Origin of the sequence: Pseudomonas putida, from assembly GCF_002025705.1 — a bacterium.
In the GTDB taxonomy this organism is placed as follows: Bacteria; Pseudomonadota; Gammaproteobacteria; order Pseudomonadales; family Pseudomonadaceae; genus Aquipseudomonas; species Aquipseudomonas putida_J.
The window spans coordinates 5,727,550-5,748,950 of record NZ_CP018846.1 but is presented as its reverse complement, the minus strand read 5'-3'; the positions used below and the strand labels follow the sequence as shown (position 1 = coordinate 5,748,950).

The following is a 21,401-nucleotide window of genomic DNA, read 5'->3' as shown; positions in this document are numbered from 1 at the left end:
CTTTCGCGACACAAGGCCGCTCCTACAAAGGGACGGTGAAGTAGCTAGAACGGGGCGTGGGAGACCAGCTGGCCACTGATGAAGCCCCAGGCGACCAGGCCGATGGTCAGGGCCGCCAGGGTCACCCGCACGGTAAGGGCTTTGAGCAAGCGGGTCGAGTTTTCATCGTCCTTGACCAGGAACACCAGGCCACTGAACAGGCTGGCAACCGTGGCCAACAGCATCAGGACTATCGCGGCCTTGAGCATGGCGCTTCTCCGGGGGGATGCGGTGATGTGGATAAGTATAGCGAGGCGCCCGTGAGGCCGTTTCGCCCGGGCTGGATACCGACCTTGGTGGTGCTCGCGCTACTGCCGGGGCTGATCGCGCTCGGCTGCTGGCAGCTCGGCCGGGCCGAGCAGAAGCGCTTACTGCTGGCCACCTATGCCGAGCGCGAGGTCGATGCCCCGCTGGCCACCACCCAGCTGCTGCAGACGAAGGACTCTGCCTACCGCCGGGTGCACCTCTACGGCCGCTTTGACGCCGAGCACAGCCTGCTGCTGGATAACCGCATGCGTGACGGCCAGGCAGGTGTCGAGGTGTTGCAACCCTTCCATGATCAGCCCAGCGGCCTGTGGCTGCTGGTCAACCGCGGCTGGCTGGCGTGGCCGGACCGCCGCGTACCGGTGCATTTCGACACGCCCGACCAAGCCCTGGCACTGAACGCGTCGGTGTATGTGGCGCCGGGCAACACCTTCCAGCTGCACCCCGACCCGGTCGGTGGGCAATGGCCGCACCTGCTCACCGCAGTCGACGCTGCGCAGCTGTGGCAGCAGCTTGATCGCGAAGGCTTCGCCCATGAAGTACGCCTGGAGCCTGGCCCGGCTGCTTATCGGCTGGACTGGCCGATAGTCGGCATGGGCCCGGAAAAACACCTCGGTTACGCCGTGCAATGGTTTGCGCTGGCCATCGCGCTGGTGCTGCTCTACCTCTATTTCGGCTGGCACAAAAACAAGGAGAAACAGCATGGCCACCGCCACTCCACTGGGCCTGCCTGAACGTAGCAAGCCCAGAGCCCGCGGGCGTTTGCAGCTGATTCTGATTCTGCTGGTGGTGCTCGGCCCGATGATCCTGGCCACCTGCATGTACAAGCTCCAGTTCTGGGTGCCGGATGGCCGCAGCTACCACGGTGCGATGATCGGCAATGGCGAGACCCGCGCCGACATCGGCATTGCAGGTGAGGACCAACGTTGGCAACTGCTGGTCAGCGCTCCCGCAGTTTGCGCCGAGGACTGTCAGCGCCTGGTGTACCTGGTGCGGCAGATCCAGGTCGGTCTGGGCCGTGACGCCAGCCGTGCCAGCCATGCGTTGGCTGCTGCCCAACCGTTGGCCAGCGATTACCAGGCGCTGCTGGAGCGCGAGTATCCGCAGTTGCAACGCTACCCTCTGGATGCCCAGCGCTACTTGCAGAAGGTTGGCGAGCCCGGCCCACAGCTGTGGATTGTCGACCCGCACGGCAACCTGGTGCTGCGCTACGACGCCAAGGTCAACGGCAAGCACGTGCTCGACGACCTGCGCCACCTGCTCAAGCTGTCCAACATCGGCTAGGAGCCTGCCATGGCCAGACCCGGATTCCGTATAGCTGTGTTCGCTACCCTGCTGGCGCTGCTGGTTGTCCTGCTCGGTGCCTACACCCGGCTGACCCACGCCGGGCTAGGCTGCCCCGACTGGCCTGGCTGCTACGGCTTCATCAGCGTGCCCAAGAGCGAAGCGCAGCTGGCCCATGCCGGACTGCACTTCCCTGACCACCCGGTGGAAGAAGCCAAGGGCTGGGCCGAGATGGTCCACCGCTACTTCGCCGGCACCCTCGCCGTGGTGATCGCCCTGCTCGCCTTGCAGGCGGTTCGCCGGCATGCCCGCGATGGCCAGCCCTATCGCCTGCCCCTGCTGCTGCTGGGCGTGGTGCTGGCGCAGGCGGCGTTTGGCATGTGGACCGTCACCCTCAAGTTGTGGCCGCAAGTGGTCACCGCGCACCTGCTGGGCGGCTTCACCACACTGAGCTTGCTGTTCCTGCTGTCCCTGCGTCTATCCCGGGCCTTTGCGCCCTTGCCGAAACTGCCACTCAGTCTTCGACGGATAGCCGCGTTGGCCCTGCTGGTGGTGATTGGCCAGATTGCTCTGGGCGGCTGGGTCAGCTCCAACTACGCGGCGGTCGCCTGTATCGACCTGCCCACCTGCCATGGCCAGTGGTGGCCAGCGGCAAACTTCAGCAACGGCTTCCACCTCACGCAGCATGTCGGCCCCAATTACCTGGGTGGGCAGCTGGACAGCGATGCGCGCACGGCCATCCACATCAGCCATCGCCTGGGCGCGCTACTGGTGACCTGTGTACTGCTGATGCTCAGCTGGAAGCTGCACCGCTGTGGCCTCACCGGCCTGTCGCGGCTGGTGTTGCTGGCGCTGGCAGTGCAAATCGGCCTGGGAGTCAGCAATGTGCTGTTCCACCTGCCGCTGGCCGTGGCTGTGGCGCATAACGCTGGCGGCGCCCTGCTGTTGCTGAGCATGGTGCTGGTGAACTACCGCATTCGCGTGGTCGACAAGGTGCGCGTCGGGGTTGGCCATGGCTGGCGCCTGCGGCCCGTGGCCGGGGTAAGCATCACCCACCACATGAGGAACGATTCGTGGCGACGCTTCTGAGCGCACAGCGTGCTGGTTGGCGCGATTACCTGGAGCTGACCAAGCCCAAAGTGGTGGTGCTGATGCTGATCACCTCGCTGGCGGGCATGTTCCTGGCGACCCGCGCCGGGGTCAGCTGGAGCGTGCTGCTGTTCGGCAACCTGGGGATTGCCCTGTGCGCAGGCGGCGCAGCAGTGGTCAACCATGTGGTGGACCGGCGCATTGACGCGCTGATGGCGCGCACCCACAAACGCCCGTTGGCCCAGGGCCGAGTCGAGCCGTTGCCAGCATTGCTGTTCGCCCTGGCCCTGGCGCTGCTTGGCATGGCGCTGTTGCTGGTGTTCACCAACGCGCTCACCGCTTGGCTGACCCTGGCTTCCTTGCTCGGTTACGCGGTGCTTTATACCGGCTTTCTCAAGCGCGCCACGCCACAGAACATCGTCATTGGCGGCCTGGCCGGCGCCGCACCGCCGTTGCTGGGCTGGGTTGCAGTAAGCGGCCATATCAGCGCCGAACCCCTGCTGCTGGTGCTGATCATCTTCGCCTGGACGCCTCCGCACTTCTGGGCCTTGGCCATCCACCGCAAGGAGGAATACGCCAAGGCCGATATCCCGATGCTGCCGGTGACCCACGGCGAGCGTTACACCAAGCTGCATATCCTGCTGTACACCCTGATATTGCTGGCGGTGAGCCTGCTGCCATTTGCCATCCACATGAGCGGCCCGTTGTACCTGGCCTGTGCCCTGGCGCTGGGCCTGCGCTTCCTGCAATGGGCCTGGGTGTTGTACCGTGGCAGCCGGCCGCACGCGGCGATCGGAACCTTCAAGTACTCCATCGGTTACCTGTTCGCGCTGTTCATCGCGTTGCTCGTTGACCACTACCTGTTGCTGAATCTATGACTCGAACCCAGAAAACCGTCTTCATCCTCGTCGCCCTGGTCGCGCTGATCCTGGGCCTTACCGTCAACAAGGTGCTCAATGGCCGTGGCCAGCTCAACCCGACCGAGCTGATCGATGCCGGCATCATTCTCTTGCCGCAGAGCCGCGCGGTGGCCGACGTGACCATGACTAACCAGGATGGCCAGCCGGTGCAGCTGGACGACCTCAAGGGTAAGTGGTCGCTGCTGTTCTTTGGCTACACCTACTGCCCGGACATCTGCCCGACCACCCTGGCCCAGTTGCGCCAGGTGAAGAGCGAGCTGCCCAAGGAGGCCGTGGACCGGCTGCAGGTGGTGCTGGTGAGTGTGGACCCGAACCGCGATACGCCGAACCAGCTGAAGCAGTACCTGGGCTATTTCGACAAGGATTTTGTCGGGGTGGCGGGGTCGATCGAGGATACTCAGAAATTGGCCAATGCCTTGAGCATTCCGTTCATCCCGGCGGATACCAGCAAACCGGGGTATACCGTTGACCACAGCGGCAACCTGGCGGTCGTCGGGCCGGATGGGCGCCAGCGCGGGTTCATTCGTGCGCCGTTCAACAACCAGAAACTGGTGGCGCAGTTGCCCGGGCTGGTCAAGCGGGATTGAGATTGCTGGGCCTGCTGCGCAGGCCTTTCGCGACACAAGGCCGCTCCCACATGGATCGGCGTGCGCCATACATTGTGGGAGCGGCCTTGCGTCGCGATAGGGCCGCACAGCGGCCCCGGGGATTTCGGATCAGAATGCCGGAACCACAGCGCCTTTGTACTTCTCATTGATGAACTGCTTCACCTCAGGCGAGTGCAGCGCTGCTGCCAGCTTCTTCATGTCATCCGAGTCCTTGTTGTCCGGGCGGGCAACCAGGATGTTCACGTACGGCGAGTCTTTCCCTTCGATGGCCAGCGCGTCCTTCTCAGGGTTCAGCTTGGCTTCCAGCGCGTAGTTGGTGTTGATCAGGGCGATATCGACCTGGGTCAGCACGCGCGGGATGGTGGCCGCTTCCAGTTCACGGAATTTCACGCTTTTCGGGTTCTCGGCAACGTCCTTCACGGTCGACAGGATGTTGGTGTTGTCCTTGAGCTTGATCACGCCGGCCTTGTCCAGCAGCAGCAGAGCGCGGCCGCCGTTGGTGGCGTCGTTGGGGATGACCACGGTGGCGCCGGAGGACAGCTCGTCGAGCTTCTTGATCTTGGTCGAATACACGCCCAGCGGCTCGATGTGCACGCCGGCAACGCTGACCAGGTTGGTGCCCTTGGCCTTGTTGAACTCATCCAGGTACGGCTGGTGCTGGAAGAAGTTGGCGTCCAGGCGCTTTTCGGCGACTTGCACGTTCGGCTGGATGTAGTCGGTGAACTCCTTCACCTTGAGGTTGACGCCCTCTTTCGCCAGTTGCGGTTTAACGAAGTTGAGGATCTCGGCGTGCGGCACCGGGGTGGCCGCGACGGAAAGATCACCGGCGTGGGCCGAGAAGGCCGCAACGGCGGCAGCGACAGCAAGCAGCTTCTTCATGAATCACTCCTTGTGAGGGCCGCGACGGCCCCCGAACGGGTCGGCCGGGCCGACCCCATTGGGGTTACTTACGGGAAAAATGCACGACCAGTTTGTCGCCCACGCTCTGCAGGACTTGAACCAGAACCAGCAGCAGCACCACGGTGACCACCATCACGTCGGTCTGGAAGCGCTGGTAACCGAAGCGGATGGCCAGGTCGCCCAGGCCGCCAGCGCCGACCACACCGGCCATGGCGGTGTACGACACCAAGGTGATGGCGGTGACGGTAATCGCCGCGAAGATGCCCGGGCGGGCCTCAGGCAGCAGCGCACTGGTGATGATCTGGCGGGTGGTGGCGCCCATTGACTGGGTGGCTTCGATGATGCCGCGGTCCACCTCACGCAGGGCGGTTTCCACCAGACGCGCGAAGAACGGCGTGGCCCCCACCACCAGCGGCGGGATGGCGCCGGCGACACCCAGCGAAGTGCCGGTGATCAGCACGGTGAACGGGATCATCACGATCAGCAGGATGATGAACGGCAGCGAGCGCAGGATGTTGACCACCAGCGACAGCAGCGCATACACGCCCTTTTGCTCGAACATCTGCTTCGGCCCGCAGAGGAACAGCAACACGCCCAGCGGCAGGCCGAGCAGCACGGTGAAGAACAGCGAGCCGAACAGCATGATCATGGTATCGACGGTGGCCAGCCAGATTTCGGTCCAGTCGACGTTGGCGAAGAAATTCAGGGCGTCCATCAACGCAGTACCTCCATATGTACGTCAGCTGCCTTGAAGCGGGCGAACGCCGCTTCCATGTCACCGCCGATCAGGGCGAGGGTGAGCTGGCCATAGGGGACATCCTTGATGCGGTCGATCCGCCCGGCGAGGATGCTGTAGTCCACTCCGGTTTCGCGGGCCACGGTGCCCAGCAATGGGGCGTAGGTGGCGTCACCCTGGAAGGTCAGGCGCACGATACGGCCTGGCACGTGGGCAAAGTCGTCGCGCTGCTCGCCTTCGTCGACCTGCTCGTCTTCCTGGACGAAGCGCTTGGTGGTCGGATGCTGCGGGTGCAGGAACACGTCGGCCACCGAGCCTTGCTCGACGATCTGGCCGGCATCCATCACCGCCACGCGGTCGCAGACCCGGCGGATCACGTCCATTTCGTGGGTGATCAGCACGATGGTCAGCTTCAGCTCACGGTTGATCTCGGCCAGCAGCTGCAGCACCGAAGCGGTGGTCTGCGGGTCGAGGGCACTGGTGGCTTCGTCGCACAGCAGGATCTTCGGGTTGGTGGACAGCGCCCGGGCGATGCCGACGCGCTGCTTCTGCCCGCCGGAAAGCTGGGCCGGGTATTTCTTCGCGTGGTCCTGCAGGCCGACGCGGGCCAGCAGCTCGGTGACGCGCTTGTCGATCTCGCTGCGCGACAGCTCGCCTGCCAGGGTCAACGGCAGGGCGACGTTGTCGGCGACCGTCTTGGAAGCCAGCAGGTTGAAGTGCTGGAAGATCATCCCGACCTGCTGACGGAAGCCGCGCAACTGGCTGGCGTTGAACGCGGTGACATCTTCGCCGTCGACGATGATCGTGCCGCCGGAAGGTTCTTCGAGGCGGTTGATCAGGCGCAGCATGGTGCTCTTGCCGGCGCCGGAATGGCCGATCAGGCCGAACACCTGGCCATTTTCGATGGTCAGGCTGGTCGGATTCAGTGCGGGGATTTCCCTACCGGCAACGCGGTAGGTCTTATGTACCTGTTGGAACTCGATCACGTAGCGAACCTTGTGGGGCGCATGAAATTTGGGTCAGCGGTTAGCTGGGGTCGCGCATTTTAGCCTTTTCCCATAGCTGTTCTTAGCATTTATTTCGTAATGCACCAATCCTTCGGGCATATCGCGACAACCGGTAATTCTGATTGAACGCTCGACAAAGCCCTCCAGTCACTACTTAAACAAGCCCGACACGGGCACGCCTGAAGACTGATGAGGAGAGCCGACCATGCCCAGCAAGAAGACGGACGCGCCCAAGCACAGCGAGGCCGCCGGCACCCAGACCCCTGACCGGGCCAACACCAACGCCAAGCTGCAGCGCCTGGAGGCATTTCGCAGCGACGCAACCGGGCAGGCATTGCGCACCAACCAGGGTGTGAAGATCGCCGACAACCAGAACAGCCTCAAGGCCGGCGCACGCGGGCCATCGCTGCTCGAAGACTTCATCATGCGCGAGAAGATCACCCACTTCGATCACGAGCGCATTCCAGAACGCATCGTCCACGCCCGCGGCACCGGCGCCCATGGCTACTTCCAGAGCTATGGCTGCCATGCCGAGCTGACCAAAGCCGGTTTCCTGCAGGACCCGGAGAAGATCACCCCAGTCTTCGTGCGCTTTTCAACGGTGCAGGGCCCGCGTGGCTCAGGGGACACAGTGCGCGACGTGCGTGGCTTTGCCGTCAAGTTCTATACCGATGAAGGTAATTTCGACCTGGTTGGCAACAACATGCCGGTATTTTTCATCCAGGATGCGATCAAGTTCCCCGACTTCGTGCATGCGGTCAAACCCGAACCGCACAACGAGATGCCTACCGGCGGCTCCGCTCACGACACCTTCTGGGACTTCGTATCGCTGGTGCCGGAGTCCGCGCACATGGTGATCTGGGCCATGTCCGACCGCGCCATTCCACGCAGCCTGCGGATGATGGAGGGCTTTGGCGTGCACACCTTCCGCATGATCAATGCCGAAGGCGTGGCCAGCTTCGTCAAGTTCCACTGGAAGCCGCGCCAGGGCGTGCACTCGGTGCTGTGGGACGAGGCGCAAAAGCTTGCAGGCAAGGACACTGACTATCACCGCCGCGACCTCTGGGATGCGATCGAGACCGGTGATTACCCCGAGTGGGAGCTGGGCGTGCAGATCGTGCCTGAGGCCGATGAACACAAGTTCGACTTCGACCTGCTCGACCCGACCAAGCTTATCCCGGAGGAGCTGGTACCCGTCACCCTGTTGGGCAAGATGGTGCTCAACCGCAACCCCGACAACTTTTTTGCCGAGACCGAGCAAGTGGCGTTCTGCCCGGGGCATATCGTGCCTGGCATCGATTTCAGCAACGACCCGTTGCTGCAGGGCCGGCTGTTCTCCTACACCGATACCCAGATCAGCCGCCTCGGTGGCCCAAACTTCCATGAGATCCCGATCAACCGCCCAGTGGCGCCGAACCACAGCAGCCAGCGCGATGCGATGCACCGCATGACCATCGACAAGGGCCGCGCTTCGTATGAGCCCAATTCCATCGATGGCGGCTGGCCCAAAGAGACGCCGCCTGCCGCGCAGGACGGTGGCTTCGAGAGTTATCAGGAGCGCATTGATGCGCACAAGATCCGCCAGCGCAGCGACTCGTTCGGCGACCACTTCTCCCAGGCACGGCTTTTCTTCCAGAGCATGAGCGCGACCGAGCAGCAGCACATCATCAAGGCTTACAGTTTCGAATTGGGCAAGGTGGAGCGTGAGAGCATCCGCCAGCGTGAGGTGAACGAGATCCTCGCCAATATCGACCTGAAACTGGCGGCGGCGGTGGCGGCTAACCTCGGGCTGCCGGCGCCGAAGCAGGGAACGGTGCAGGTGAAAGGTAGCAAACCCGCGCAGTCAAAGGCGTTGAGCCAGATGAACCACCCCGGTGATGTGGGTATCAAGGGGCGCAAGATTGCAGTGTTGGTCGCCGATGGTGTGGATGGCGCAAGTGTCGACAAGCTGGTCAAGGCGCTGGAAGCCGAAAGCGCACGGCCAATGCTTCTGGGGCCGACTTCGGCGCCGGTGAAGACGGCGGATGGCAAGGCGTTGCCGGTAGATGCGTCGATGGAGGGGATGCCGTCGATCATGTTCGACGGGATTGTCGTGCCCAAGGGGGTGGACAAGGCCTTGGGTTCCAGTGGGCTGGCGAAGCACTTTCTGCTGGAGGGCTACAAGCATCTGAAGGCAATGGTGTTGACCAAGGAGCTGGCGAAGGAGCTTGGGCTCAAGGAGGACAAGGGGTTGCTGCTTGGGGATGAGCAGAAGGTGGTGGATGCCTTTGTCAAAGCAGTTGAAGGGCATCGGGTGTGGGAGCGGGAAGCTGCTGCTGAGGCTGTGCCGGCCTAGGGGGCTGCTTTGCAGCCCTCTCGCGACGCAAGGCCGCTCCTACAGGAAATCGCAAGCCCTTGTAGGAGCGGCTTTGCCGGGGCGCCGGACCGGTCGGAAAGGGGCGCGTAGCGCCCCCAGATTCTCAACGCTGATGCGGGACCAGCACCACCTGCGCCGGCATCGACCGCTGGATCTCATGCTTCTGTTTCAGCTCGAAGCCGCTGTCGAGCTTGTGCACGCGCTTCTCCAGCAGGTTCTTGAGCCAAGGCGCATCCTGAGTGCGCGGCACCTGGAACACCACCTCACACTGGTAATTGACCACGTCCTTGGCAATTTCGTCGAGCTGGCGGCGCATCGCCCGAATGTCGGTGGTCTTCAGTGCAATCACGGTGCTCGGCGCCGTCGGGTCGATCACGCGCGCCTGTGGCTTGGCCTCGGCAGCCTTCAAGGCCGCTTCTGCCTTCTCCAGCTCGGCCTTGCGCGCCTGGGTCACGGCATCGCCGCCGGTCACTGCCGGTGCCTGTGGCATCAACGCCCGGGCCCGTGCCAGAGCGGTGGCGGCAGCATTGACGTCGCCCTTCTGCAGCACGATCTGGCTACGTTTCAGATAGGCCTCGGCCAGCTGGCGCTGGTTTTGCTCCAGGCGAGCATCATCAGGCGACTGCGCCTGCAGCGCCGCCAGCTGGTCTTCGGCGGTGGCCAGCTCGTTGCTGGCGATACTCTGTTGCAGCTGCTGCCAGGCATCGGCTTGGGCAGGTGCATCGGCCTGCTCGACTGGCGCGCTGGAACACGCGGCCAGGAACAGGGAAAACGCGGCAACAAGCAGATAACGAGATGCGAACGGCTTCATTCCTGCGACTCTCTATTTGCGCAAAAAGCGAGCAAGTCTACACCCAGGTGCGCACGCTCGAAAATAAGTCTTACAGACCCTTTACCCGTGAAAAGGTTGCAGGGTGCACCTGTGTGCACCCTGATTTTCAACGTTTTGGCAGGGCCAGGCTCAGCAAGAATAGCACCGCCGCGCAGACCACGATCGATGGCCCGGCCGGGGTGTCCTTGAACCAGGACATGGCCAGGCCACCGCACACCGAGGTAATGCCGATCAGCGTTGCGGCCAGCGCCATCTGCTCTGGCGAGCGGGCGTGACGCTGCGCGGCGGCGGCGGGAATGATCAGCAGCGAGGTGATCAGCAATACACCGACGATCTTCATGGCCACGGCGATCACCACGGCGATCAGCAACATCAGCGCCATGCGCAGGCCGGCCACGGGCAGCCCCTCGACCATGGCCAGTTCTTCGTGCACGGTGATGGCCAGCAACGGCCGCCACAGCGCGGCGAGCAGCAGCAGGACCAGCGCGCTACCGCCGAGGATCCAGGCCAGGTCGGTAGTGCTAATGGCCAGCAGGTCGCCGAACAGGTAGGCCATCAGGTCGATACGCACGTCATGCATGAAGCTCAGCACCACCAGGCCCAGCGACAGGGTGCTGGGGGCGAGGATGCCGAGCAGGGTGTCGGAGGCCAATGGCTGGCGTTGCTGCAAGGTCACCAGCAGGATTGCCAGCAGCAGACAGCCCACGGTCACCGCCAGGGCCGGGCTCACATCCAGCACGAAGCCCATGGCCACGCCCAGCAGCGCGGCATGGGACAGGGTATCGCCGAAGTAGGCCATGCGCCGCCACACCACGAACGAGCCGAGCGGGCCCGCGACCACTGCCAGGGACAAACCCGCAAGCAAGGCGTAAAGAAGAAAATCAGCCATGCTTGCAGTGCTCTCCGTGAACATGGGCGCCAGGGGCGACGACCGAGCCGTGCAGGTCGTGGCTGTGGTCGTGATGGTGGTGATAGACGGCCAGGCTTGGGGCGTTCTGGCCGAACAGTTCGACAAAGGCGGGGTCGTTACTGACTTGCTCGGGGTGACCCGAGCAGCACACGTGGCGGTTCAGGCAGACCACCTGGTCGGTGGCGCTCATCACCAGGTGCAGGTCGTGGGAGACCATCAGCACGCCGCAGCCGTGGCGGTCGCGCAGGCGTGTGATCAGGTTGTACAGCTCGGTCTGGCCGACTACGTCGACGCCCTGCACCGGCTCGTCGAGTACCAGCAGCTGTGGCTCGCGCAGCAGCGCCCGGGCCAGCAGCACGCGCTGCATCTCGCCGCCGGAAATGGTCTGGATCGGGCTGTCGATGACCTGTTCAGCACCAACTTCCTGCAGTGCCGACAAGGCTGCCGCACGGTCTACCCCGGGTACCAGACGCAAGAAGCGCAATACCGAAAGTGGCAGCGTGGCGTCCACCTGGATCTTTTGCGGCATGTAGCCGATACGCAGCTTCGGCTTGCGCCAGACCTTGCCGCGGTGCGGCTTGAGCAGCCCGAGCACGGCGCGCACCAGGGTGGTCTTGCCGGCGCCGTTGGGGCCGATCAGGGTAACGATCTGGCCGGGTGCTACCGACAGGTCGATGTTGTCGAGCACGGCCTCGCCGCCAAAGCTGACGCCGACCTGCTCGAGGCGGATCAGGGCGTCGCTCATGCCGCGCTCCGGCAGTTGGCGCAGAGGCCGACGATTTCCACCGTCTGGGTTTCGACGCTGAAGCCCACGCCATTGGCGCTGTTGATGATGGCGTCGCTGATGCTGTCCTGCTCCAGCTCGATGGCCACATGGCAGACGCGGCAGATCAGGAACTGGCCTTGGTGCGCGTGCTCCGGGTGGCTGCAGCCGATGAAGGCGTTGAGCGAGGCGATGCGGTGTACCAGGCCGTTTTCCAGGAGGAAGTCCAGGGCGCGGTACACGGTCGGCGGCGCGGCGCGGCGGCCATCTTGCTCGCTGAGCACGGCAAGGATGTCGTAGGCGCCCAGCGGCTTGTGGCTCTGCCACACCAGCTCCAGCACACGCCGGCGCAGTGCGGTCAGGCGCAGGCCCTGGCGCGTGCACAGGGCATCGGCTTCGGACAAGGCGCTGTGCACGCAATGGGAATGATCGTGGGGACGGTGAGCCAGCGGCGTGATGGACATGGGCAGCGACGGTTCTGGATGGAGACGTTATTATGTTACCTGTTTCTGACGAGTCGAGTATTCATCGTGTCCCGATTCCTTGTGCTTTTTGTCGCTTTCATCGCCTGCTCGGCACAGGCCGACGTGCGTGTGCTGACCAGTATCAAACCCCTGCAGCAGATAGCAGCCGCCGTGCAGGATGGGGTGGGCAACCCGGACGTGCTGTTGCCGCCGGGTGCTTCGCCGCATCACTACGCCCTGCGCCCCTCCGATGTACGCAAGGTGGGCGATGCCGACCTGCTGTACTGGATCGGCCCGGACATGGAGAACTTCCTGCCTCGGGTGCTGGGCAGCCGCAGCAAACCGACGGTGGCCGTGCAGTCGCTGGCGGGCATGAAGCTGCGTCACTTTGGCGAAGACAGCCATTCCCATGAGGAGGCGGACCAGGACGACCACGACCATGATCACCGCCCGGGCAGCCTGGATGCGCACCTGTGGCTGTCGTCGGTCAACGCCCGTGTGATCGCGGCGAAGATGGCGGCTGACCTGGCGGCGGCCGACCCGGCCAATGCTGCGCGCTACCAGAGCAACCTGAAGGCCTTTACCGAGCGCCTGGATGCTCTGGATGCGCGGCTCAAGGCGCGGGTGGCCGGTATCGCTGGCAAGCCCTACTTCGTATTCCATGAAGCGTTCGATTACTTCGAGTCGGCCTATGGCCTGCAGCACACGGGCGTGTTCAGTGTGGCCTCCGAGGTGCAGCCGGGCGCGCAGCATGTGGCCGCGATGCGCAAGCGCCTGCAGGAAGTGGGCAAGACCTGTGTGTTCAGCGAGCCGCCGCTGCGGCCGCGCCTGGCCGAGACGTTGACGGCCGGGCTGCCGGTGCGTCTGGCCGAACTGGATGCCCTGGGTGGCACCGACCCGGTGGATGCCAAGGGCTACGAGCGACTGCTCGAGAAGCTCGGTGGTGACCTTGCAGGTTGCCTGGAACAGCTCTAAGGCGGGATACGGCCCTTGTGGGAGCGGCCTTGTGTCGCGAAAGGGCTGCAAAGCAGCCCCAGCAATTTCGGCTTAGGCGCTGAAACCCTGGGGCCGCTGCGCGACCCTTTCGCGACACAAGGCCGCTCCCACAGTAGCGGCCGAAGCTGGATTCAGAGGGCGAACGGCAGGTGCAGGGCTACTTGCTGGCGCTGCGCCAGGCGCACCTCGAACTCGCTCGGGTCATGGATCATCACGTCCATCCCGGCAAACGATTCTGCGGCAATCAGGCGCGAAAGCCAGAAGCGCACGCAGCCTACGCGCAACATCTCCGGCCACCGCTCGGCTTCGGCAGCGGTAAACGGCCGCAGCGCCGCGTAAGCCGCCAGCAGCGCCTGGGCCCGTGGCACATCGATCGCACCGTGTTCATCCAGGCACCAGTCGTTCACGGTGATGGCGATGTCATACAGCATCGGCCCGGAACAGGCGTTGTAGAAGTCGATGACACCGGTCAGGTGGGTACCTTCGAACATCACGTTGTCGCGGAACAGGTCGGCATGCAGGTTGGCCCGTGGCAAGGCCAGGATCTGCGCCTTGTGCGCGGTGATCTCGTCCAGCGCAGGCTGCAGCAGTGCCGCCTGCTCGGTGCTCAGGCGTGGCAGCAGTTCGGCACCCGATGCCAGCATCCAGTCCAGGCCACGGTCGGTGCGGCGCTCGATGATGCGCTCGCGGGTGGCCAGGTGAATGTGCGCCAGCAGCTCGCCAACCTGGGCGCAGTGCTGAGCGTTCGGCGCCTTGATGTGCTTGCCCGACAACCGTGGCTGCAGCAGTGCCGGCTTGCCGCACAGCTCGCGCAGGGCGTTGCCGTCACGGTCGCGCAGTGCATAGGGCACCGGCATGTCGGCACCGTGCAGCACGTCGAGCAGTTCGATGAAGAACGGCATGTCCTCGACCGGGCCGCGCTCGACCAGCGTCAGGACGAACTCCCCCCGTTCGAGGCTGACGAAGAAGTTGCTGTTTTCGGTACCGGCGGCAATGCCCTGGAAGTCGAGCAGACGGCCCAGCTCGTACGGCGCCAGAAAGGTTTCCAGCTCAGGCCGGGTCACGGGGGTGAAGACTGACATGATGAAAAAAAGCCCATACGGGCACTTCCGCCGGGAAGTGCCGGGTTGATGTGAACGGTGCGCGCCTCAGATTACCACTCGAAGATCTTCCAGGACGGGATCAGCATGTCCGGTTGGTCGGAACGAATGAAATTGGCATCAGTGCCATCGGCGCGGACCAGGAAATACGGCTTGCCGTTTTTCGGCGTGATCTTGATCGCATACAGGAAGCCGTTCTGCCGGTATTCCTGGATGGTTTTGTCGCCTTCCGTGCGAATGGTCACCTCGGGATCGGCCGAGGGGGCGTCTTCCGCCGCCAGGGTGACGACCGGCATGGTTGCCAACAGGCCGAGCAGTAACAGGCGATTGAGTGTACGCATGATAACCTAGTCCCTTTGTCGTCATTGATCCGGCTATTCTAGCTCCGGACCCGCCGAAAAGGTTGATTCTGCTCATGAGCCAAGCGCCCCTCGTCCTGGTGGACGGTTCCTCCTACCTCTACCGCGCCTTCCATGCGCTGCCGCCGCTGACCACTTCCAAGGGCATGCCGACCGGCGCGGTCAAGGGTGTGCTGAACATGCTCAAGAGCCTGCGCAAGCAATACCCCGACAGCCTGTTCGCCGTGGTCTTCGACGCCAAGGGCGGGACCTTCCGGGATGCCATGTTCGCCGAGTACAAGGCCAACCGCCCGAGCATGCCCGATGACTTGCGGGTGCAGGTCGAGCCATTGCACGCCAGCGTGCGGGCGCTGGGTTACCCGCTGCTGTGTGTCGAAGGCGTCGAGGCCGATGACGTGATCGGTACCCTGGCGCGCAGCAGCGCGGCGCAGGGGCGCGCGGTGATCATCTCGACCGGCGACAAGGACATGGCGCAGTTGGTGGACGGCCACGTGACCCTGGTCAACACCATGACCGGCAGTGTGCTGGACATCGCTGGCGTGCATGAGAAATTCGGCGTCGGCCCTGAGCACATCATCGACTTCCTCGCCCTGATGGGCGACAAGGTCGACAACATCCCGGGCGTGCCTGGCGTGGGTGAAAAGACCGCTGTCGGCCTGCTGACCGGCATCGGCGGTGGCCTGAGCGACCTGTACGCCAACCTCGACAAGGTACCGGGCCTGGCCATCCGTGGCGCCAAGACCCTGCCCGCCAAGCTCGAAGAGCACCGCGACGCTGCGTTCCTGTCCTATGAGCTGGCCACCATCAAGTGCGATGTGCCGCTGGATGTGGAAGTAGAAGCGTTGGTCTGCGGCGAGCCTGACCGCGAGGCGCTGCTGGCGCTGTACACCGAGATGGAGTTCAAGAGCTGGATTGCCGATGTGCAGCGCGATGCGGCCAAGGCCGGCGATGCCGTTACGGCGGTCGAAGAACCGGCCGCCAAGGTCGAGCCCAAGTACGAGACCATCCTCGACCAGGCGCGCTTCGACGCCTGGCTGCAGAAGCTGCGCCAGGCGCCACTGTTTGCTTTCGACACCGAGACCACCAGCCTGGACGCCCAGCAGGCGCAGCTGGTTGGCCTGTCATTCGCAGTCGAGCCCAATGAAGCTGCCTATGTGCCGCTGGCCCACGACTACGAAGGCGCCCCCACCCAGCTGGACCGTGAGGCTGTGCTGCTGGCGCTGAAACCACTGCTGGAAGACCCGGCCAAGGCCAAGGTTGGGCAGAACGCCAAGTACGACATCAACATCCTCGCCAACAACTCGCCGGCCATCGAGATGCGTGGCGTCGCTTACGACACCATGCTCGAGTCGTACGTGCTCAATTCCACCGCCACCCGTCACGACATGGACAGCCTGGCGCTGAAATACCTCGACCACGCCACCATCGCCTTCGAGGACATCGCTGGCAAGGGCGCCAAGCAGCTGACGTTCAACCAGATCAACCTGGACAAGGCCGGCCCTTACGCCGCCGAGGACGCCGACATCACCCTGCGCCTGCACCACGCACTGCAGGCGCGCCTGGCGCAGACGCCGAGTGTGCAGACGGTGCTGATGGACATCGAAATGCCGCTGGTGCCGGTGCTGGCCAAGATCGAGCGCCAGGGCGCGTTGGTCGATGCAGCGTTGCTGCAAGTGCAAAGCGGCGAGCTGGGCGTGAAGATGGCCGAGCTGGAGCAGCGCGCCTACGCGCTGGCCGGCGAGGAGTTCAACCTCGGCTCACCCAAGCAGTTGGGGGCGATTCTGTATGACAAACTGGGCATGCCGGTACTGAGCAAGACTGCCAAGGGCCAGCCATCCACCGCCGAGGCAGTGCTCGACGAACTCGCCGAGCAAGGTTACCCGCTGCCCGAGGTGCTGATGCAGTACCGCAGCCTCAGCAAGCTCAAGAGTACCTACACCGACAAGCTGCCCGGGCAGATCAACCCGCGTACCGGGCGTATCCACACTTCCTACCAACAAGCCGTGGCTGCCACCGGTCGCCTGTCGTCGAGCGACCCGAACCTGCAGAACATTCCGATCCGCACCGCCGAGGGCCGGCGCATTCGCCAGGCCTTCGTTGCCAGCCCCGGCTACAAGCTGCTGGCGGCGGACTATTCGCAGATCGAACTGCGCATCATGGCCCACCTGGCCAAGGACGAAGGGCTGCTGCACGCCTTCCGCAATGATCTGGACGTGCACCGAGCCACTGCTGCGGAAGTGTTCGGCGTGGCGCTGGAAGAGGTCACCACCGACCAGCGTCGCAGCGCCAAGGCGATCAACTTCGGCCTGATCTACGGCATGAGTGCGTTCGGCCTGGCCAAGCAGATTGGCGTCGACCGCAAACAGTCGCAGGACTACATCGACCGCTACTTCGCCCGCTACCCGGGCGTACTGGCCTACATGGAGCGCACCCGCGCCCAGGCCGCGGAGCAAGGCTTCGTCGAAACCTTGTTCGGCCGCCGGCTGTACCTGCCGGACATCAACGCCAAGAACCCGGCCCTGCGTAAGGGCGCCGAGCGCACCGCGATCAATGCGCCGATGCAAGGCACTGCCGCAGATATCATCAAGCGCGCCATGGTCAACGTCGACAACTGGCTGAACGAAAGCGGCCTGGACGCGCGCGTGATCCTGCAAGTACACGACGAACTGGTGCTGGAAGTGCGTGAGGACCTGGTGGACCAGGTGAAAGATGAAATTCGCACGCACATGAGCAACGCCGCGCAGCTGGATGTTCCGCTGGTGGTCGAAGCAGGTGTTGGTTCGAATTGGGACGAAGCTCACTGATTGAGCCGGGAAAGGTGTGTAGGATCTGCGGCGTAGTGACGCGGATCCTGGCATGGCTCGATGCCATTAGGTCGGGAGTTTCATGAAACTATCGCAAATAGTTTTGAGGGCTCCGGAACTAAACCGGTGAAGCGGAACTCAGAGTAACTGAATGGCTGGTGAAGCCTTTCGATGCTCCTATGTTGTGTTAAGTGTTGGCAGATACCTGGACCCCGCCCTAGCGGTCCAGACTTGAACCCCGAACTTCCCCCTCCCCATACGAAGTCCGGGGTTTTTTTTGCCCGGAATTTGCCTTGCAGGCTCTATGGCCCCTTCTGTAGGAGCGGCCTTGTGTCGCGAAAGGGGCGCAGCGGCCCCAGAGTGCCAGCTTCATAGCAAGAATTGCCGGGGCTGCTGCGCAGCCCTTTCGCGACATAAGGCCGCTCCCACAAGAACGGCGCTGTTGAGGCCATCAGACAGCTGGCTTGTCTTCCAGCTCCATCCAGTCCGCCAGCACCCGGTAGGCTTCTTCCAGGCCCAGGCGTTTGGGCGCCGAGAACAGCTGGATGGTCACGCCATCGCCCCAGCCCTTGCGGATTTCCGACTGCACCTTGAGCAGGGTGTTCTTGCCGGCGCCGTGGGTCAGCTTGTCAGCCTTGGTCAGCAGGATGTGCATCGGCATGCCGCTGGCCTTGGCCCAGTCGAGCATCATCTTGTCGAAATCGGTCATCGGGTGGCGGGTATCCATCATCAGGATCACCCCGCGCAGGCACTCGCGGCTGCCGAGGTACGCCTCCAGGTGCTTCTGCCAATGCTGCTTGAGCGGAATCGGGACTTTTGCATATCCGTAGCCCGGCAGGTCGACCAAACGCCGTTCATCGTCCAGACTGAAGAAATTCAACAGCTGGGTGCGCCCTGGAGTTTTCGAGGTACGCGCCAGGCTGGCATGAGTCAGGGTATTGAGGGCGCTGGATTTGCCGGCGTTGGAACGGCCGGCGAAAGCCACCTCGTAACCCTGGTCGTCCGGGCATTGTTCGACCTTGGCAGCGCTGAGGGCGAATTTGGCTTTCTGGCAGAGGCCGAGGATGGGGTTCTTGACTTGCATGGGATATCCGATGTGGGTGTTGCCAAAGCCTAGGCCGGCAAGCGGTGTCGTTTCCGTTTGGATGGCGGAAGTATATAATGCCCCAGTTTTTGTGTGCTCATTCTCCCAGCGAAGGGGAATGTGCATGGGGTGTCGAACAATAGCTCGCGCATCAGAACGCAGCGCGTCCCCCAACCCTGTCAGGTCGTTTCGCATGGCGAAATGGCTGCTAGCTGTCGGTATGTTCCTGCCGTTTTTCAGCGCACAGGCTACACAGGATCCCGAGGCGTTGTACAACCGCACGTGTGCGGCCTGTCACGCCGGGCAGTTGCCACAGGCACCCAAGAAGGGTGACCCGGCAGCTTGGGAGCCAAGGCTGGCGCAAGGCATGGAGCAACTGGTGGTGCATGTTACCCAGGGTTTCAAGGCTATGCCGCCGCGTGGATTGTGCATGGACTGCAGTGCCGAGGACTACCGTTTGGTCATCCTTTGGATGAGCGGCAGTCCCGATACATAACATTTCACCCTTAGCCGTGTTGGATTAGCTGATGAACAAACTAGTCGTGAGTCTGCTGTTGACCCTGGGTGTCGCAGGTGCGGCCACTGCTGCAGAACCCATCAAAGGCGATGCCGCCGCTGGCCAGGCCAAGACAGCCGTCTGTGGTGCCTGCCACAACCCGGACGGCAACAGCCTGGCGCCGAACTTCCCGAAACTGGCCGGCCAGGGCCAGCGCTATCTGGAAAAACAACTGCACGACATCAAGTCGGGCAAGCGTACCGTGCTGGAAATGACCGGCATGCTGGCCAACTTCAGCGACCAGGACCTGGCCGACATCGCTGCCTGGTTCTCCAGCCAGAAGGGCAGCGTCGGAGCCGCCGATCCCAAGCTGGTCGAGCGCGGCCGTGCGCTGTTCAATGGCGGCAACCTGGAAAAAGGCATGCCCGCCTGTACCGGCTGCCACTCGCCCAACGGTGCAGGTATCGCCCTCGCCGGCTTCCCGCACCTGGGCGGCCAGCATTCGCAGTACGTGACCAAACAACTCACCGACTTCCGTGAGGGCAACCGCACCAACGACGGCGATGCGATGACCATGCGCACCATCGCCGGCAAGCTGAGCAACCACGAGATCGAAGCCCTGGCCAGCTACATCCAGGGCCTGCATTAACATTCGGTTAATGCTGTAACGCTAAAGATGAAAGGGCGGCGCGGACCGCCCTTTTTTCTGTCCGCAGCCGTTACACTACAGAACTCGGGCCCTTCGCCACCGGTCTCAGCACAGGTCGCGTCGAGGCGACCAATGAATGCTCAGGAGTAAAGCATGCGTAAACTGATTCTCAGCGCCGCGCTGGTCGCTGCCAGCGTCTTCGGTATGACTGCCGTCCAGGCTGCGGAGCCTGCCACCGCCGGCAAGGAATACATCGAGCTGAGCAACCCTGTTCCGGTGTCCCAGCCAGGCAAGATCGAAGTGGTCGAGCTGTTCTGGTACGGCTGCCCCCACTGCTACCACTTCGAGCCGACCATCAACCCGTGGGTCGACAAGCTGCCCAAGGACGTCAACTTCAAGCGCGTACCGGCCATGTTCGGCGGCCCATGGGACGCTCACGGCCAGATGTTCCTGACCCTCGAAGCCATGGGCGTCGAGCACAAGGTTCATGCCGCGGTCTTCGATGCCATCCAGAACCAGCACAAGCGCCTGACCAAGCCTGAAGAAATGGCCGAATTCCTCGCCACCCAAGGCGTCGACAAGGACAAGTTCCTCGCCACCTTCAACTCGTTCGCCATCAAGGGCCAGGTCAACCAGGCCAAGGAACTGGCGAAGAAGTACGAAATTACCGGCGTACCGAGCATGGTGGTCAACGGCAAGTACCGCTTCGACCTGGGCACCGCCGGCGGCCCGGATGGCGTGCTCGACGTCGCCGACCAACTGATCGCCAAGGAGCGCGCCGCTAAGTAAGCGGCGTATCCCATGCCCCGCTTCAGAAGCACGCGCGGCATTGGCCTGCACCAGCCGCAGGTCAACGAGCATCACCTGCAGGCCCCTGGCCTGCCTGAGGATGGTCGTCTGCGGCTGCTCAGCTTCAACATCCAGGTGGGCATCAGTACCGAGCGCTACCGGCATTACCTGACCCGTAGCTGGCAGCACCTGTTGCCGCACACCGGGCGGGCCGGCAACCTGCAGAAAATCGGCCAGCTGCTCAATGATTTCGACCTGGTGGCCCTGCAGGAGGCCGATGGCGGCAGCTTGCGCTCAGGCTACGTCAATCAGGTAGAGCACCTCGCCCAGCTGGGCTCTTTCCCCTACTGGTACCAGCAGCTCAATCGCAACCTCGGGCGTTTCGCCCAGCACAGCAATGGCGTGCTCAGCCGCCTGAAGCCACAACTCCTCGAAGACCACCCGCTGCCTGGCCCAGCCGGCCGTGGCGCGATCCTGGTGCGTTTCGGTGAGGGTGAGGATGCGCTGATCGTGGTCATGATGCACCTGGCCCTGGGGGCCAAGACGCGTGCCCTGCAACTGGGCTACATCCGTGAGCTGATTGGCGGCTACCGCCATCAGGTGCTCATGGGGGACATGAATACCCACGCCACCGACCTGCTTGAACACTCGCCCCTGCGCGACCTGGGCCTGATCGCCCCCCAGGTTGAAGCCACCTTCCCCAGCTGGCGCCCGCAGCGTTGCCTGGATCACATCCTGCTCAGCCCGAGCCTGACCCTGGAACGGGTCGAGGTGCTGGCACAGCCGATTTCCGACCATCTTCCCGTTGCGGTAGAGATCCGATTGCCTGATGCACTGACTGTGGATACGCTGCCGGTCTTGAGCTAGATCAGCTAAAGCGCGGCAAGCCCTCAAGTGTTCGCGGGGCGCGCCGACAGCGTGTAATTACACAGCCCACAGATGCATTACCCGT

At 63.4% G+C, this 21,401-nt stretch carries 23 protein-coding genes; 12 read left to right on the top strand and 11 right to left on the bottom strand.

Annotation, left to right across the window (positions count from 1 at the left end):
* Nucleotides 1-44: 44 nt before the first annotated feature.
* Nucleotides 45-248: a twin transmembrane helix small protein gene (locus tag BUQ73_RS25885; RefSeq protein ID WP_054902213.1), complete on the bottom strand. Its 204-nt coding sequence runs from the start codon at nt 246-248 to the stop codon at nt 45-47.
* Nucleotides 249-299: 51 nt separating this feature from the next.
* Here BUQ73_RS25885 and BUQ73_RS25880 point away from each other — a divergent pair, with 51 nt between their 5' ends.
* The 5 genes from BUQ73_RS25880 to BUQ73_RS25860 are packed head-to-tail and all read left to right on the top strand — an operon-like array spanning nt 300 to nt 4,183.
* The gene (locus BUQ73_RS25880) at nt 300-1,037 is read left to right on the top strand and encodes an SURF1 family protein (RefSeq protein WP_079230220.1); all 738 of its coding nucleotides are present in this window, start codon (nt 300-302) and stop codon (nt 1,035-1,037) included.
* Entirely contained in the window at nt 1,006-1,587 is a 582-nt protein-coding gene (locus BUQ73_RS25875) for a hypothetical protein (RefSeq protein ID WP_079230219.1), read from the top strand. The genes BUQ73_RS25880 and BUQ73_RS25875 overlap by 32 nt, the downstream gene beginning before the upstream one ends.
* A 9-nt stretch (nt 1,588-1,596) precedes the next feature.
* Nucleotides 1,597-2,676: a COX15/CtaA family protein gene (locus BUQ73_RS25870; RefSeq protein ID WP_079230218.1), complete on the top strand. Its 1,080-nt coding sequence runs from the start codon at nt 1,597-1,599 to the stop codon at nt 2,674-2,676.
* Nucleotides 2,661-3,554, top strand: a complete 894-nt coding sequence (cyoE, locus tag BUQ73_RS25865) for a heme o synthase (RefSeq protein ID WP_079230217.1) — start codon at nt 2,661-2,663, stop codon at nt 3,552-3,554. The genes BUQ73_RS25870 and cyoE overlap by 16 nt, the downstream gene beginning before the upstream one ends.
* On the top strand, nt 3,551-4,183 hold the full coding sequence (locus tag BUQ73_RS25860) for an SCO family protein (RefSeq protein ID WP_027917176.1): 633 nt from the start codon (nt 3,551-3,553) through the stop codon (nt 4,181-4,183). The genes cyoE and BUQ73_RS25860 overlap by 4 nt, the downstream gene beginning before the upstream one ends.
* A gap of 129 nt (nt 4,184-4,312) precedes the next feature.
* Here the strand turns inward: BUQ73_RS25860 and BUQ73_RS25855 are convergent, their stop codons facing one another.
* The 3 genes from BUQ73_RS25855 to BUQ73_RS25845 all read right to left on the bottom strand — a co-directional run bounded on the left by BUQ73_RS25855 (nt 4,313) and on the right by BUQ73_RS25845 (nt 6,826).
* Entirely contained in the window at nt 4,313-5,083 is a 771-nt protein-coding gene (locus tag BUQ73_RS25855) for a MetQ/NlpA family ABC transporter substrate-binding protein (RefSeq protein WP_079230216.1), read from the bottom strand.
* A gap of 64 nt (nt 5,084-5,147) precedes the next feature.
* Nucleotides 5,148-5,819 (bottom strand): methionine ABC transporter permease, encoded by a 672-nt coding sequence (locus tag BUQ73_RS25850; RefSeq protein ID WP_079230215.1) that lies wholly within the window; start codon nt 5,817-5,819, stop codon nt 5,148-5,150.
* Nucleotides 5,819-6,826: a methionine ABC transporter ATP-binding protein gene (locus tag BUQ73_RS25845; RefSeq protein ID WP_079230214.1), complete on the bottom strand. Its 1,008-nt coding sequence runs from the start codon at nt 6,824-6,826 to the stop codon at nt 5,819-5,821. Before BUQ73_RS25845 ends, BUQ73_RS25850 begins: the two co-directional genes overlap by 1 nt.
* A 226-nt stretch (nt 6,827-7,052) precedes the next feature.
* On the opposite strand from BUQ73_RS25845, the gene katE reads away from it, so the two are divergent.
* The gene (gene katE, locus BUQ73_RS25840) at nt 7,053-9,182 is read left to right on the top strand and encodes a catalase HPII (RefSeq protein WP_079230213.1); all 2,130 of its coding nucleotides are present in this window, start codon (nt 7,053-7,055) and stop codon (nt 9,180-9,182) included.
* A 124-nt stretch (nt 9,183-9,306) separates the two neighbouring features.
* Here katE and BUQ73_RS25835 read toward each other — a convergent pair whose 3' ends face one another.
* The 4 genes from BUQ73_RS25835 to zur all read right to left on the bottom strand — a co-directional run bounded on the left by BUQ73_RS25835 (nt 9,307) and on the right by zur (nt 12,172).
* Nucleotides 9,307-10,014, bottom strand: coding sequence for a PA5502 family lipoprotein (locus BUQ73_RS25835; RefSeq protein ID WP_027917180.1), 708 nt, complete (start codon nt 10,012-10,014; stop codon nt 9,307-9,309).
* A 127-nt stretch (nt 10,015-10,141) separates the two neighbouring features.
* On the bottom strand, nt 10,142-10,924 hold the full coding sequence (gene znuB, locus BUQ73_RS25830; RefSeq protein ID WP_027917181.1) for a zinc ABC transporter permease subunit ZnuB: 783 nt from the start codon (nt 10,922-10,924) through the stop codon (nt 10,142-10,144).
* The gene (znuC, locus tag BUQ73_RS25825) at nt 10,917-11,690 is read right to left on the bottom strand and encodes a zinc ABC transporter ATP-binding protein ZnuC (protein WP_079230212.1); all 774 of its coding nucleotides are present in this window, start codon (nt 11,688-11,690) and stop codon (nt 10,917-10,919) included. The genes znuB and znuC overlap by 8 nt, the downstream gene beginning before the upstream one ends.
* Nucleotides 11,687-12,172 (bottom strand): zinc uptake transcriptional repressor Zur, encoded by a 486-nt coding sequence (zur, locus tag BUQ73_RS25820; protein ID WP_079230211.1) that lies wholly within the window; start codon nt 12,170-12,172, stop codon nt 11,687-11,689. Before zur ends, znuC begins: the two co-directional genes overlap by 4 nt.
* 18 nt (nt 12,173-12,190) lie before the next feature.
* Between zur and BUQ73_RS25815 the strand changes: the two genes are divergently transcribed.
* Complete coding sequence (locus BUQ73_RS25815) at nt 12,191-13,147, top strand: zinc ABC transporter substrate-binding protein (protein WP_079230210.1); 957 nt, start codon at nt 12,191-12,193, stop codon at nt 13,145-13,147.
* Between the two features lie 152 nt (nt 13,148-13,299).
* Here BUQ73_RS25815 and BUQ73_RS25810 read toward each other — a convergent pair whose 3' ends face one another.
* Both BUQ73_RS25810 and BUQ73_RS25805 read right to left on the bottom strand, forming a co-directional pair.
* A complete protein-coding gene (locus BUQ73_RS25810) occupies nt 13,300-14,250 on the bottom strand; it encodes a homoserine kinase (protein ID WP_079230209.1) in 951 nt (316 codons plus the stop codon).
* 71 nt (nt 14,251-14,321) lie between these two features.
* Entirely contained in the window at nt 14,322-14,609 is a 288-nt protein-coding gene (locus tag BUQ73_RS25805) for a DUF2782 domain-containing protein (RefSeq protein ID WP_027917186.1), read from the bottom strand.
* A 74-nt stretch (nt 14,610-14,683) separates the two neighbouring features.
* On the opposite strand from BUQ73_RS25805, the gene polA reads away from it, so the two are divergent.
* The gene (polA, locus tag BUQ73_RS25800; protein ID WP_079230208.1) at nt 14,684-17,431 is read left to right on the top strand and encodes a DNA polymerase I; all 2,748 of its coding nucleotides are present in this window, start codon (nt 14,684-14,686) and stop codon (nt 17,429-17,431) included.
* Between the two features lie 451 nt (nt 17,432-17,882).
* Here polA and yihA read toward each other — a convergent pair whose 3' ends face one another.
* Nucleotides 17,883-18,515 (bottom strand): ribosome biogenesis GTP-binding protein YihA/YsxC, encoded by a 633-nt coding sequence (gene yihA / locus BUQ73_RS25795; RefSeq protein WP_027917188.1) that lies wholly within the window; start codon nt 18,513-18,515, stop codon nt 17,883-17,885.
* A 193-nt stretch (nt 18,516-18,708) separates the two neighbouring features.
* Here yihA and BUQ73_RS25790 point away from each other — a divergent pair, with 193 nt between their 5' ends.
* From BUQ73_RS25790 to BUQ73_RS25775, 4 genes are all read left to right on the top strand, one after another.
* The gene (locus tag BUQ73_RS25790) at nt 18,709-19,011 is read left to right on the top strand and encodes a c-type cytochrome (protein ID WP_027917189.1); all 303 of its coding nucleotides are present in this window, start codon (nt 18,709-18,711) and stop codon (nt 19,009-19,011) included.
* Between the two features lie 31 nt (nt 19,012-19,042).
* Nucleotides 19,043-19,660, top strand: a complete 618-nt coding sequence (locus tag BUQ73_RS25785; RefSeq protein WP_079230207.1) for a c-type cytochrome — start codon at nt 19,043-19,045, stop codon at nt 19,658-19,660.
* Between the two features lie 153 nt (nt 19,661-19,813).
* Nucleotides 19,814-20,449 carry a thiol:disulfide interchange protein DsbA gene (gene dsbA / locus BUQ73_RS25780; RefSeq protein ID WP_079230206.1) on the top strand — a complete coding sequence of 212 codons (636 nt, stop codon included), beginning with the start codon at nt 19,814-19,816 and terminating at the stop codon, nt 20,447-20,449.
* A gap of 12 nt (nt 20,450-20,461) precedes the next feature.
* Nucleotides 20,462-21,316, top strand: a complete 855-nt coding sequence (locus BUQ73_RS25775; protein ID WP_079230205.1) for an endonuclease/exonuclease/phosphatase family protein — start codon at nt 20,462-20,464, stop codon at nt 21,314-21,316.
* Nucleotides 21,317-21,401 lie beyond the last annotated feature (85 nt).

Coding starts and splice junctions, on each gene's coding strand:
- BUQ73_RS25885 (WP_054902213.1), bottom strand. CDS start 248: ATGCTCAAGGCCGCGATAGTCCTGATGCTGTTGGCCACGGTTGCCAGC.
- BUQ73_RS25875 (WP_079230219.1), top strand. CDS start 1,006: ATGGCCACCGCCACTCCACTGGGCCTGCCTGAACGTAGCAAGCCCAGA.
- BUQ73_RS25870 (WP_079230218.1), top strand. CDS start 1,597: ATGGCCAGACCCGGATTCCGTATAGCTGTGTTCGCTACCCTGCTGGCG.
- BUQ73_RS25860 (WP_027917176.1), top strand. CDS start 3,551: ATGACTCGAACCCAGAAAACCGTCTTCATCCTCGTCGCCCTGGTCGCG.
- BUQ73_RS25855 (WP_079230216.1), bottom strand. CDS start 5,083: ATGAAGAAGCTGCTTGCTGTCGCTGCCGCCGTTGCGGCCTTCTCGGCC.
- BUQ73_RS25850 (WP_079230215.1), bottom strand. CDS start 5,819: ATGGACGCCCTGAATTTCTTCGCCAACGTCGACTGGACCGAAATCTGG.
- katE (WP_079230213.1), top strand. CDS start 7,053: ATGCCCAGCAAGAAGACGGACGCGCCCAAGCACAGCGAGGCCGCCGGC.
- BUQ73_RS25835 (WP_027917180.1), bottom strand. CDS start 10,014: ATGAAGCCGTTCGCATCTCGTTATCTGCTTGTTGCCGCGTTTTCCCTG.
- znuB (WP_027917181.1), bottom strand. CDS start 10,924: ATGGCTGATTTTCTTCTTTACGCCTTGCTTGCGGGTTTGTCCCTGGCA.
- znuC (WP_079230212.1), bottom strand. CDS start 11,690: ATGAGCGACGCCCTGATCCGCCTCGAGCAGGTCGGCGTCAGCTTTGGC.
- zur (WP_079230211.1), bottom strand. CDS start 12,172: ATGTCCATCACGCCGCTGGCTCACCGTCCCCACGATCATTCCCATTGC.
- BUQ73_RS25815 (WP_079230210.1), top strand. CDS start 12,191: ATGGAGACGTTATTATGTTACCTGTTTCTGACGAGTCGAGTATTCATC.
- BUQ73_RS25810 (WP_079230209.1), bottom strand. CDS start 14,250: ATGTCAGTCTTCACCCCCGTGACCCGGCCTGAGCTGGAAACCTTTCTG.
- BUQ73_RS25805 (WP_027917186.1), bottom strand. CDS start 14,609: ATGCGTACACTCAATCGCCTGTTACTGCTCGGCCTGTTGGCAACCATG.
- polA (WP_079230208.1), top strand. CDS start 14,684: ATGAGCCAAGCGCCCCTCGTCCTGGTGGACGGTTCCTCCTACCTCTAC.
- yihA (WP_027917188.1), bottom strand. CDS start 18,515: ATGCAAGTCAAGAACCCCATCCTCGGCCTCTGCCAGAAAGCCAAATTC.
- BUQ73_RS25790 (WP_027917189.1), top strand. CDS start 18,709: ATGGCGAAATGGCTGCTAGCTGTCGGTATGTTCCTGCCGTTTTTCAGC.
- BUQ73_RS25785 (WP_079230207.1), top strand. CDS start 19,043: ATGAACAAACTAGTCGTGAGTCTGCTGTTGACCCTGGGTGTCGCAGGT.
- dsbA (WP_079230206.1), top strand. CDS start 19,814: ATGCGTAAACTGATTCTCAGCGCCGCGCTGGTCGCTGCCAGCGTCTTC.
- BUQ73_RS25775 (WP_079230205.1), top strand. CDS start 20,462: ATGCCCCGCTTCAGAAGCACGCGCGGCATTGGCCTGCACCAGCCGCAG.